9 protein-coding genes are annotated in these 12,902 nt (G+C 39.5%); all 9 read right to left on the bottom strand.

Translation table 11 applies throughout. From position 1 onward, the window contains the following. Positions 1-39: 39 nt before the first annotated feature. The 9 genes from HRQ91_RS11185 to HRQ91_RS11225 all read right to left on the bottom strand — a co-directional run bounded on the left by HRQ91_RS11185 (position 40) and on the right by HRQ91_RS11225 (position 12,900). Positions 40-2,307: a hypothetical protein gene (locus HRQ91_RS11185; RefSeq protein WP_210119606.1), complete on the bottom strand. Its 2,268-nt coding sequence runs from the start codon at positions 2,305-2,307 to the stop codon at positions 40-42. After that, positions 2,297-4,093, bottom strand: a complete 1,797-nt coding sequence (locus HRQ91_RS11190; RefSeq protein WP_210119607.1) for a DNA repair helicase XPB — start codon at positions 4,091-4,093, stop codon at positions 2,297-2,299. Before HRQ91_RS11190 ends, HRQ91_RS11185 begins: the two co-directional genes overlap by 11 nt. Positions 4,094-4,271: 178 nt before the next feature. Continuing rightward, positions 4,272-5,063: a tRNA threonylcarbamoyladenosine dehydratase gene (locus HRQ91_RS11195; protein ID WP_210119608.1), complete on the bottom strand. Its 792-nt coding sequence runs from the start codon at positions 5,061-5,063 to the stop codon at positions 4,272-4,274. A gap of 86 nt (positions 5,064-5,149) precedes the next feature. After that, positions 5,150-6,973 carry a GmrSD restriction endonuclease domain-containing protein gene (locus HRQ91_RS11200; protein WP_210119609.1) on the bottom strand — a complete coding sequence of 608 codons (1,824 nt, stop codon included), beginning with the start codon at positions 6,971-6,973 and terminating at the stop codon, positions 5,150-5,152. A gap of 21 nt (positions 6,974-6,994) precedes the next feature. Then, the gene (locus HRQ91_RS11205; RefSeq protein ID WP_210119610.1) at positions 6,995-8,347 is read right to left on the bottom strand and encodes an ATP-binding protein; all 1,353 of its coding nucleotides are present in this window, start codon (positions 8,345-8,347) and stop codon (positions 6,995-6,997) included. Positions 8,348-8,453: 106 nt separating this feature from the next. Next, positions 8,454-8,642 carry a winged helix-turn-helix transcriptional regulator gene (locus HRQ91_RS11210; RefSeq protein ID WP_210119611.1) on the bottom strand — a complete coding sequence of 63 codons (189 nt, stop codon included), beginning with the start codon at positions 8,640-8,642 and terminating at the stop codon, positions 8,454-8,456. Between the two features lie 97 nt (positions 8,643-8,739). Next, on the bottom strand, positions 8,740-9,777 hold the full coding sequence (locus HRQ91_RS11215) for an NADase-type glycan-binding domain-containing protein (protein WP_210119612.1): 1,038 nt from the start codon (positions 9,775-9,777) through the stop codon (positions 8,740-8,742). Beyond that, the gene (locus tag HRQ91_RS11220) at positions 9,774-11,996 is read right to left on the bottom strand and encodes a hypothetical protein (protein WP_210119613.1); all 2,223 of its coding nucleotides are present in this window, start codon (positions 11,994-11,996) and stop codon (positions 9,774-9,776) included. Before HRQ91_RS11220 ends, HRQ91_RS11215 begins: the two co-directional genes overlap by 4 nt. Beyond that, positions 11,983-12,900 (bottom strand): formylglycine-generating enzyme family protein, encoded by a 918-nt coding sequence (locus HRQ91_RS11225; RefSeq protein ID WP_210119614.1) that lies wholly within the window; start codon positions 12,898-12,900, stop codon positions 11,983-11,985. The genes HRQ91_RS11220 and HRQ91_RS11225 overlap by 14 nt, the downstream gene beginning before the upstream one ends. Positions 12,901-12,902 lie beyond the last annotated feature (2 nt).

Raw genomic sequence — 12,902 nt, forward strand, 5'->3', positions numbered from 1 at the left:
CTTCTCCAGCCTTCAGCGGCGGCCGTTCAGCCGTTGCCTCTAGCATACTTCTCCCATAAAAATCGAACCCCGTATGAGTTTTATAAATTCCGCCTGTCCTACGGAAAAAACAGCTTCATTGCCGTCAGGCTCAAGTTTAAGGCGCACAAAGGCGTCGTGGGATTGCTTTTCAAGCGATAACGGAATTCCCAATATTCTTGGAGGAACAGTGTCGTGTATTCCTTGCATGTTTTCTTTATTCGTACCGATCTCAAGCATGCAGCGAGCGGACATCGCTCTTTCCACTATCCTTATTTTTCCGGTAAAATCCATGCCACGGGCTTCTTTTTTTTCGATACGGACGGAATTAGCCCTAAGCTGTGAAGAATTCAATACTATCTTGCGTCTTATCCTTTCTTCAAGGCCTTCTCTTTGCTCATTTTCGAGACTTAGCGCATTCAACTCCGAGCGCATTTTTATAAAAAAGGAAGCTCGTTCTTCTTCCGTTCCGCACTTAAAACCGGCCTCATTTTTTATGTCTTTTTCGCCTTCTTTTTTGAAAATATTCACGCCGGCGGAGAGAGTCGGAAAAACTGCTGAGAGAGAGGATTGTTCCGCCTCTCTTATGCGGCCTATAAAATCGACTCCGCATTTATCCATGAGGGCTTGCACTTCATCGGCGTTTTTTGCATCCAGCAAAAACACTCCCGGAGCGAGCGTCTCCTTTATATGGGGCTTTAAGATCGGATTTTTTTCATTCAGAATCTTATTGTCGCCGTTTACTTTTAAAACATATCCGCCGTATAAAACCGCCGAAGAAAACACCGCATTCCAGTCTTCTATAGAAAACCGAAGATTTTGAGGAATATCGTATGAAGTGTTCTTTTTTATTTCCGAAATTATATCGTTTGCGGAAAGTCCGTTGTCCAAAGCGCGCAGCACGGAACGGCGGTTTATCGAAAATACGGCGACGGAATCGAATTTCTGAATATCCAAAAATTTTATGAGCGGCAAAAGACGAGCTAAAGTAAGCCCGTTCATAACCGTTACGGAAAAATCCGAACCGATAAGCAGCGTATCGGACGGTTCGTTCTCTTTGTTGCCTGAAATAATTTCGGATTTCAGTCCGGCTGAAACAATGTCTTCTCCGGCGCTTGTTTTGCTCCGAACATAAAAAAGTCCGAACGCAAGAGCCGCGTCTACGAGTCTTTCAATCCCGGACGAGGACAAATATTCCGGAAGATCTTCGTTTTCACTACGCTCGCCGTCGCCTACCCCCTGCATACCGCTGTTTTCAAGCATTTTTGAAAAACGTCCCTTCGAAGATCCCGTCTCATCTTCTTCAGCGGACATAAGAATAAAAACGCCGCTTCTTACGAGAACGCCCCTTGTAAAGCCCGCTTCCGGCAACGATGAAAAAATATCGAACAACAGCTGCGCCTGTTTTTTAAAATCGCCTCGGCCGAAAAGCCCGGAAGCGGCTACGCAAAGACAAACGGTTTGTTCGATTTCACTTAATTCGGCGAAGGCTTTGCAGCGCGTAAAATCAACCGAAAAACCTTTTTTCCCTTCGCTTACGAGCGACAGATTAATACAGGAGCGGATGAGATATTTTAACGTCTCCGTGCGGCCGGGAAAAATTCCATCCAACGTTTCCTGAACCTTTTTTTTAAAGCTTCCGTCGGCTTTGCATACGTCGCCGTTCGCCGCGATAAACGATAAAAACGAAGACAGCAAGAGCGGCGTAAGCTTTGTTCGAGCGGAAGGTTCAATATCCCGACGCCGCTTGAAACTTAGCTGCGAATCCGCGGCTAAGTTGTTGATTTCCGGCCGCACGGACTGCGCAATCGACGCAGGGACAGCTTCAGGCAAAAGAATTTTCAACCCGAGAAGCGGCAAAAGTATGTCTTTGAGAAGAGGATTTATTTTGATAACGGTTTTTCCCGTATCTTTGTCTGCGATGCAGTATAAAATAAGGCGCTCTTCAAGGTTAAAAAGCCTGTCATGCAGGGCCGCAAAAGAAAAAACGCCTGAAAAAAAGGCCGCAAGTTTTTCCCGTGTGGACGAAGGAATAAAATGTACCGCGCTGATTATCCGGACATCCGTGTCGCTTAAAAGGGTTATAAGCTTTTTTCTGTTTTCTTCCTTTCGTAAAAAGGCTCCCAAGTCTTCTATGAGTTTTTGTTTGTTGTACGGAGTTTTTATTTCTCCGATATACATTCTCATAAGTTCAAAAAAAAGACTGTCCGGCATAAGGGTGAGGCTTTCCCGCCATTCAAGAACGTCTTTAATGTGTTTGTCGGAAGCCGAGCTTAAACTACGCATCATTCGATTCCTGCGCTATAAAGCGCGAGTCCAATTCATCAAAAGACGAAGAATCCACGTATCTTATGATCCTGTACGAATATCCCTGCTCGGCTAAAAACTTCTGCCGGTTTGCGCCGAAGTCCTCTTCTACCGTATTCCTCGTTATAAGCGTAAAAAAACGGGCTGTTTTGTTTTTAGGTCTCAAAATCCTTCCAAGCCTTTGCGCTTCTTCCTGCCTGCTGCCGAAGGTTCCGGAAACCTGTATTGCAAGGGACGCGTCCGGCAGGTCAATGGCGAAATTTGCAACTTTTGAAACGACCATAACGCGTATTTTGTTTTTACGAAAATCGGCGTACAGCCTGTCTCTTTCCTCCGCCGGCGTTTTACCGGTTATAATCGGAGCGCCCAATACCTCTGACAGCCGTTCAAGCTGGTCTATATATTGACCTATGACAAGGATTTTATCTTCGGAATGTCCGGATATTATCTGCCGCACTATATTTATTTTTTGGGGATTTTCACCTGCTATGCGGTGTTTTTTACGTATATCGGAAACCGCATATTCGATTTCCTTTGATTCGTCAAGATTTATCCTTACTTCAACGCATTCGGCCGCGGCAATCCAACCGGAGTGCTCAAGCTCTTTCCACGGAACATCATAACGCTTAGGCCCTACAAGGCTGAACACGTGTCCTTCACAGCCGTCTTCGCGCACAAGGGTTGCCGTAAGTCCCACACGCCTTACGGCTTGCAGCTCTGCGACAACTCTAAAGACGGGAGCCGGAAGCATATGCACTTCATCGTAAATTATAAGTCCCCAGGGACGCTCGCGGAATATCGAAAAATGCGGATATGGACCGTCCTTTTCGGGCCTCCATGTAAGAATCTGATATGTGGCTATGGTTACGGGTTTTATGTCTTTTTTGCTTCCGGTATATTCGGCAATCTGCCGTTTTGTCAAATTCGTTTTATCGATAAGTTCATCCATCCATTGATGGACGGCCGAAATATTCGTTGTGACGATAAGCGTGCAGGTTTTAAGCATTTCCATGATGTACATGCCTATTACGGTTTTACCCGATCCGCACGGAAGAACTATAGTGCCGAATCCCGTTCCGGCTCCTTTGTCGCCTACCAACGCTTCCGCCGATTCCTTTTGATAATCACGAATAACAAGTTCTTTTCCCGAAAGCGTAGTTTTTCGAAGGCTTATATCAAGGGCTTCTCCGTCTTTAAGCGGCACGTCGTCTTTTACAGGCCATCCGGCCTGTAATAAATTCTGCTTTACCGTGCCGCGGTCGGTCAGTTTCAGCAAAAAACCGTAATCGTGCGGAAATGAAGGCGAAGTCTGCGGCTCCAAATATTTTTTCAGCGAAGCGTTATTTAATATCTCTTTGTACACCGCGGCGCTGTCCGTTACCAGGCAAAGATACTCTTTTTTTAATTGTTTTCCGCCGGAATAAAACTCGTCCTCTTTTGAATACATGTCTTCGGGAACCGATATGAGGCGCAGCTTTCCAAAGCGTCCGGCCGTTTCCTTTATCCATTCTTCAACTGACGGAGGAACGTCATAGCGCGCAAAATCGCGCAAAACTTTTACGGCGTCGTCCGGCGTAAAACCTGCGCTTGAGGCGTTCCAGAGAGAAAGAGGGGTAAGGCGGTATGTGTGAAGGTGTTCGGGAGAGCGTTCAAGTTCCGCAAAAGGTATAAGCGCATTTCGGCATTCCTGTGCGCGAGACGCGTGCACGTCCAGCAGCAAGGTTCTGTCGCTTTGTATGATAAGAGGATTCGCCGGCGAATTTACCATATCGGAATATTGTATCAAAAGCCGTCTACAACTTCAATAAAATGATTGACATAAAATGATCGCCGATTCGCGGATTGAAGATCTATGATCGATGCTCGGGAAGAAGGTTTAACTTCTATACGGCTTGAGCGGGCTATACGGCGCAGCTTTTGCAGACGGGGCGTCGTCGCAGTAAATTTTATGAACACAGATCTTTTATTATTTCGGACGCAATTATAAGCCCCGCCACGGACGGACAAAAAGCCGTGCTGCCCGGAATCGGTTTATTTATGCGGTTTTCAGCGGAAACGTCAACTTGCTTCGAGTTCTCGCCTTCAAAATCAAACGGTTCTTCATTATCTGCGGCCGTTTTCGTTTCGGGCATAAGAGAAATCGGCGGCTCTTTTGAATATAAGACTTTGACATTTTCGATCCCGCGCTTTTTCAATTCCCTCCGCATTATTCGGGCTACGGGGCAAACGCTTGTTTCGCTTATATCGGCGATTTCAAAAAGAAGAGGATTCATCTTGTTTCCGGTTCCCATACAGCTTATTACCGGAACATCCGCCGCCTTTGCCGTCCGTATAATGCAAATTTTTGCAGTTACGGTATCAGTACAGTCGGCTACATAATCGTAATCCGAAAAATTAAATTGTTTTGCATTTTCCGGTAAAAAAAAGATTTTGTGTTTTTTTACGCGGCAAAGCGGGTTTATATCCAATATGCGGTTTTCAGCAATATCGACCTTATTTTGCCCTATAGTCGAATGCAGCGCATAAAGCTGCCTGTTCAGGTTTGAAACGGAAACGCTGTCGTCGTCGACAATATCTATTGCGCCCAGTCCCGACCGGACAAGGGCTTCCGCCGTGTAGCTTCCTACTCCGCCCAAGCCTAAGACGCATACTCTTGACTGCGAAAGTTTTAACATTTTTCTTTCGCCGAGCAGCATGAGAGTTCTTGAAAACGGAGTTTCGGCTTCCGCATGCACCATAAGGAATTAGTAGCACAATACGGCTATGTGTGCAACAATAATAAGTTCGGACGGTTTGATCGCGGCATTTGAAGCGTGAAATAGGATTATAATCCCTTATAATACTTTTCAATAAGCTTAGCCATCAATTTTCGGCGTTCAATAAGATATTTATCATAATCCTTAATAGTCATGCGCACAATTTCTTTCGGAACACAGTTTTCCTCTAAATTCTTATATAAATCTTCTTCTGAGTTTATGTTTCCTATTTCAATGTTTCCAGACTTACACTGACTCAATACTTTCCCCAAATAAACATTTGGTGCATCTTCTCCTACGGCTTTATTTACCTGCGTATCAAGATAGATAAAATTTGCTACCTGATTATATTTTATTTTTATATTAATTCCGTTCTTCTTCAGATAAGCTTTAGGAAAAATATGATGAACATCACCAGAAATTGTAATAAGGTCTGAAATCATTGTTCCTTTCATCAAGAATGAATTACATTTATGATTTATTTGGGCAGCCAAAAAGACATTAAATACAGGACTGTTTACCGATGAAGTTTCCAACCCCTGTGGCAATGTAACGTTCCAGAAAGTGTCCGATAAAGAAGAATTTTCCATTTCTTGAAGGTATTTTAAGAACCCTTTATCAGAGATATTTCGCATATCGCGATCCATTACCGATTCTGAAGAACCGGTATATCTGCCGGTAATATACGAAAGCACAAACCATTTCTGTATATATCGTTTTATTTGTGCATTTGGAATTGTTTTGTCAGCCAACAAGAGTAGATATAAATTGTAAGCAAAATTCAGTGTCATTTTGGACCCTAGCAATTTAGGCGAAATATAACCGGCCCCTTTGATGGCCATAACAAATTGCTCAAAATTATACTGATTAATGAAGTTTATGATTCCAGTATCAAGCTTCTTATATGAGTCGTCTACAACTGAAGCTAGGAATTGTCGTGTTACAAAATCTCGACCGGAAAGCAAGCTTACCAAATCTGCCATTTTTCCTCTTCCAAATTGATGCATAAATGAAACGCGAATCATATCATCATAATCAGGGTCATAAATATAATCATTATCTTTTGCAAGCCATTTGATTTTATCTGCATATTTGGACTTAGCAAATTCAGTATCATTTATCATCTTTGAATAGAAATCCGGTTTTACAGCAAGATGACAGAAATAATCTACCGTCTTTCGAATTAATGAACCGCCATGTCCAGTAGTAAAATCACCATCACTAGCCAATTTAGACATAACAAAATCTGCTTGCCCAAGAACGGTTCCTTTGGAATTGATTCGGATAAATATTTCCGTTACTTCATCCATATCCAGTTTATGATCAAGTTCTATGACACCAATCTGACGATTAGCGATCCCCTTGAGATTTGTAATGATTTCTGCAACGTCGTCCATATCGGCCGATGGATTATCTTTTACATAATCATAAAGAAACTTCATCTGCTTAAAATCAGATTTAAAAATTTCAGCAATATCGGGTATCCAACGTTTATCTCTTAAATGTGAGGCATCCTGAACTGCAAATCGTTTTGTTTCATCTTCAGGGAATGGATTAAATGCAATTTTTATCCTATCCTTGTTAAAATCAGAATCAAGAACTTCTTTACCGGCAATGGAAGCCATAAGTGCAGTAATACGCTGCTGCCCATCAATGAGAACTTTTTTTCCATTTGCTTTTGTTCCATCTTTAGTCTGGACATCAGGATTCTTCCAAACAATAATATATCCTGTAGGATAACCATTATAAAGTGAATCTATTAAATCTCTAACTTGTGTTTTTTTCCAAACAAAAGGACGTTGAATTTCCGGAATAACAAAATCATTCGCTTCGATAAGTCCAAGAATCGCACTAATTGAATATTGTTGAAGGGTAAATTTTTCTGATGTCATTACAATGTCTCCTGTTATATCTTATTTTTTCTCTGAACTGATCTTTTCCATCATATAGCGTTTGAGCAGGAATGTGCAAAAATACGGGAATGTATAAAACTTGCCATTAAAGCCCGTATTCTTAGCGCAGAGTTTTATTCCGTAATGAATATCTGCATATTTATCTTTTTCAATAAGATTTTTAAGCGAGGAAGAAGGATTGTCGCTTGCTTTTACTTCTACAGGGACAAGAGATTCGGCATCACGAATAAAGAAATCCATTTCTATCGTTGATTTTTCATTTCTGTAATAGAAGAGTTCATATCCCTGTTTTACAAGTATATCGCCGACTATATTTTCAAAGATCGCGCCTTTGTATGTGTTGAAGTTTCTGTTTTGGCGTAAATCAGCCTGAGCTTCTTCATCAAGGGCTGCAATCAAAAGTCCCGTATCACGGTAGTAGATTTTATATTCTGTTGGATTGTAATTGCCTTTGAGCGGCAATTCCGGCTGTTCAAGATTGTAGCATACATTTACTATCCCAGCGTCCTTTAGCCAATCTACAGTTCCAATGTATTCCCTGTTACGTGCGCCAGCGGCGATTTTTGTTATCTGGTAGCGTTTATTTTCTTTTGCAAGAAAGACCGGAATGTGTGTGTAGATATTTTTAATCTTTGATTTCTCAAGTCCCTTCGCATATTTGAGGATATCTTCTTCATAAGCTTTAAGAATCTGAGTCTGTTCCTGAAGTATTCCTGAAAAATTATTCTGTTCAATGAACTTGTTTACAACTCGCGGCATTCCGCCTGTAATCACGTATTCCTTGAAACAGTTCATCCAGACATCAAATTCATTTTCAGAAAAAGGCGTTGTGTTTTTTATGTGTTCATAGATTCCTTCAATTTGATTTTGCGAATAACCTTTTGCCCAAAGGAATTCTTCAAAATCAAGGGAATGCATTTCATAATCCTGCTTATAGCCGACGCTTACGGAAGTAACTTCTTCATAGTTTATACCAAGAAACGAACCTGAACAAATTACATCATATTGGCCGTCAATCTTAAAAAACTTGAGACAGGTTGCGCAATCCGGGCAGGCTTGCATTTCATCAAAAAAAATGAGGGTTTCATTAGGAACAAATTTGAAGGCGGGATTTATGAAAGTGATTTCCTTTATGATATTATCCGGAGAATAACCTGAAATAAAAATCTTTGCGTACTGAGGTTCGCTGATAAAGTTGATTTCTATAAAGTGATTATAGCTTTTTGCGAAATGCTCAATGGATGATGTTTTACCAACCTGACGGGCGCCTTTTATTATAAGCGGCATCCTATCCGGATTTTGTTTCCAGTTTATAAGAAAATCGTCTATTTTACGACGAAGCTTATATTCCATAAATCTAGAGTAGCATTATTTATCACATTTTTCTATTGAATTTTGAGTGAAAAATCACATTTTTCCGGCTGTTTTTGAACGATTTATCACATTATTCCATTTTATATTACCTAATCACAATCCAATTACCATCACGCTTTGAACCGATTCGCTCTATCATTTTCTTTTCTTGTAATGTTTTAAATGATCTTTCGATTGTTCTTTTTGTTACACCTATCTGTTTTGCAAGTTCAACTGATATGTAACCCGGATTTTCTATTAAAAGCTCAATTATTCTCTTTTCTGTTTTATTCAAACCGACATTTTGTTGTCGCACTTTTGATTTATTCTTTTTCCAAATACTTTCTTATGGGGCAGAAATTGGATTTGTATGACTACCCCCTAATTTGTATTTATTGTAGTTTTATTCCACTTTTTTCTATCGCTTTTAATATTTTTTCCTCCATCTCTTCATAACTTGGCAAATTTGGATTTGTTACGAGTATTGAAGATATACAAGTATCGTCATATTTACTGCCCTTATACACATCTTTTATTGTCATTCTTATTTTGTCTGTCTTTGCCGGTAATTTTACGACAGTATATCTTACAATATCATCAAGCTCGTACTCTTGTGCAAATTTCGGATTTTCACTTTCTATCAGTACCGTTTTTACTCTACTGTTCTTTTCATACAAATCCATTCGTGTAAAGTCTACAAAACCGTTTAGTATCTGCATTTCATCCGACTTCCACTTGAATTCCATATCCAGGTATTCCCCTATGCCATAGCCTTTAACCCCTTCTACCCATGGGGGTGTAAGAGAATCGTAGAGGGTTTTATCGTAGTCATCTATATCCATATAATAAATTTTTTCAAGAATATTATCCGCCAAATACTCTACAAAACCGTTCCTAGTATTTTCCGATAAAAAAGATGACGCTTTGATTGAAGTTATACCGGAATCATAATTTGTAACTCGAGCAGATTCCCTATATGTTTCTATATAGAGTTTTTCTGATTGCTTTTTGTATTCTTGCCATTTTTTATAATCAAAACTTTTATTATCTTTAATATCACGAAGCATTTGATTTGGCATAAGCAATATATATTTCGATGAAACAGTGATAGGAATTATTATTCCTTTTCCCTCTATGTAATACTCAATTTCATCTATACCATATGCACTTCCCTTTGCTAAAGAATTTCTAACAAAATGTCCATGAAGTTCTTTTTTCACATCATATGAATATTGAAGAACTAAGCCTCTTTTTACAAAATCTTCTCTATCTCCAGTTGTAATAACTGCAAATTTATTTTCACTTAAATAATATAAAATTAGTTCTTTATTATAAATATTTGTAAAATATGTTATATCTATATTAATTTTCTGTGAAAAAACCATTACTTTCATCAAAATAAATACACTAATTAAAAGCAATTTTTTCATGGTTTTAATCTTCCTTTTAAGTGTATGTTGAACTGATACCCATTATAAATATGGAAATTTTCATATAACGCAAGTTGTTGATTAAAATAATATGCACCAGAACCTGTTACCGAAGATTTATTCCAACCTGTTACATTATTATCGCTCATAGGACCAAAACAGTTTTCAGAGCCGGCATATTGACTCATAGGATGATATAAAGTTGATTTTGCCCCGGATCTGTCTTTCCCTGTCATATCAAGAGTAAGTCCCTGCATAGTTACAGCGCCATTGAATACACCTACTTTATTGACACCATAATTTGCTTTTCTCCATGGATTAGAATTAACTAAATACATCTTAAAATACTCGGAAACCAGAGTTTGGCTAGGATTATTGGTATTATCAACACTGGTAAACGCATTATTAAAAGTTTCATTTGCTATATATTCACCTGTAAATACATCCTTCATCCAAAATCTTACATCCGTATTATCTCTTTGCTCATATGTTATATCTGTCGCCTTCTTTCCACCTTCATACACGCTGAACGCATCATCTTCTCTTGTAAAATCAAGCCCCGCCGTAAAGAATGTATACTTTCCAGTCTTGTTCTCTCTAAATACTCCAAGACTGTCGTTGTGTTCGAGCCCTGGGATTTTCAAACTTCCGGTATTCCATGTTCCGGTTTTATCATTCCATGAACCGCCGTTTGAGGTTATCAAAGCTTCGCCTAAAAGCTTTGATTTTTGCTCATCTGTAAGAGAAATATTAAACTTTCCTGAATGCTGTACTTTTGTTATCTGATCATCTGTGAGGCCAATCTCTTTTAGCACTGCTGTAGAATATAAATCAGAGTTGTTCCAATCTTTTCCAAGCATTTTTTCTGCGTTTTCAAAGCCGATTGCCTTTATTAAAGCAGCAACTCTTGAACCCGTAAAATCGGAACCTTCTATTTTTTCTGAACCGAATTCTCCATTCTCTTTTATTATTTCTCTAGAAAAATAATCTTTACCGTCGTCTTCTATCGTTCCATCTAATTTGAACTTCCAATAATCCCCGCTTGAATCATAATTAGCCATAGCGTTCATAAATAGCGAGGTCATGTCGCCTCTTCTATATGCTTCCACCTCAGATCCAAGCAATCCTTGTGCTTTATAGCTTTGGTAGTCTTCCATCCTTACAGCCATTTCCGTATGTCCTATAACCGCCGCTATTGTTTCTGCGTTCTGTTCAGCTGTTGTTCCGATTGTCCCGTTTCTATAGCTCTCATGTCCCAGCTGTATTGCATTAACATACTTATCGCCGCTATTCTTCATCGTAATGGTTCTGCCGCCTTTGGCGTCCCGTTCCGTCCGGGCAATAAAGTCATTCGTATTGTCAAATATCAGAGTATCTTTCCCGTTTGCTATCCTTGCAGCGGTATTCTCCTGCGTCCAGTCTCCGTATACGTAAGCGTAATAAGCCGCTTCTCCTTTGGCTTGTCCGTTGCTACTTGCATATTTTGCAAGGTTACTCTTGTCGCTCATGCGCTTTGCCAAATCGTAGACGTTGCCTCCCACGTCTATTCCTCCGTTACCGAACTTGCCTGTTATTCCGTTTGTCCCTATATTGATTTCATATATTCCTTGTCCGCTGAATGCTTCGGCAAGGACGCTCATCGCGCTCTGACCGCTTTTGTTATTACGGCTCATCATCGTTCCTGCAAAGTCCATCATTGCTCCGAGGCTCGCTACGTTCATGCTGATTCCGCCCATGTTGTCATAAGCCGAATATAATCCTTTTCCGTTAGCTAAAGCGTCGATTGCGTACGTTCCGAACTCCGCTCCCTTTCCTGCAAAGCTTGTTCCAAGATTTATCGCTCCCCCGTAGAACTTACTGATGGCGGCGCCTTTTTCACCAAGTCTCTTTAATTTCTCCGCAGTCTTCAAATTTATTCCTGTGGTTAAAGCAGATGATGCTACCCCTCCCCATGTTTGTATACTTCCAAGGCTTATCATAAAGGATGATTTGTCAAAACTTCCGCCTAACGTGTAGTTGTCAATCGCCTTGTTCCCGACTGTAGTGATTGTAGAGCTTGTTGCAGCCAAGGCAACCTGTGTTGCCGTTTTAGTACCTTTTGCAATAGAAGTGAACCCTGCCGTTGTAAAGTTTGTCAATGCAGATTTTGCAGAATGCTCATGACGGGCTAAACAAAATTGTTTATAAACTATGCTGGAATATTTATCATAGCTTTTCATTATCTGCATTTCTGGCTAAACGTAAACCACAATCATCAGTACGTAAAGGATTAAATCCCCGCGTACGTTTTATAGGTGTGTAATAATCTAATTCATATAAAAGAAATTTTCCTGATTTTTCTACTCTTCGATACATCGGGAAATAATTATAATCAGTCTCAACCGAACTTCCAATTTTAGGACCTATCGGGTCCTTTAGCTTCTCTTTATTTTCATAATACTTTTCATCATAATAATCAAAACACCATTCTGAAACATTATCTATTAAATCATATAAACCTAACTTATTTGCTATATATTTCTTTATCTCTCTTAACTTAAATCTGTTAGGATGATCAAAAATAACTCCATATTTTGATAAAATATTTATATCCTTTGAAAGTATTTCTTTATCCGTCCCTCCAGCTGATGCTGCATATTCCCATTCCGCTTCAGTTGGTAACCTGTATCCGTTTGCTTTTCGATTCCATATTACCTCTTTATATTTTTTATAATCTATGCCATTTTGAACCACTTTCCAGTCGATATTCGGCTTTTCTTTTCTTTCTACAAGCTTATAGCATTTTTCAAGACCTTCTCTTTCACTTAGCCAGTTACAATATTCAATTGCATCATAAAAACTTATTTCACTCATTGCATAAATAGAAAAATCTTTAATATCGTATGTTATTTCTTTGGGGAGTAATTCTCCGATAGTATCTAAATATTCCTTATATTCCTTTACTGTAAGTTCCGTTGCATCTATCTGAAAATCACTAATTTCAATTTCTTGTGAAAAATGAATATCATCATCTATAAACACTTCACGAGTAAATTTGCTGCCTTTCACATAAATCAAATCTTTTGCACCTAATGACGTGCATAAGAAAATAATAAAATAAATTACAAAAGAACTTTTATTCATTT

Origin of the sequence: Treponema parvum (genome assembly GCF_017893965.1) — a bacterium.
Classification (GTDB): Bacteria; Spirochaetota; Spirochaetia; order Treponematales; family Treponemataceae; genus Treponema_D; species Treponema_D parvum.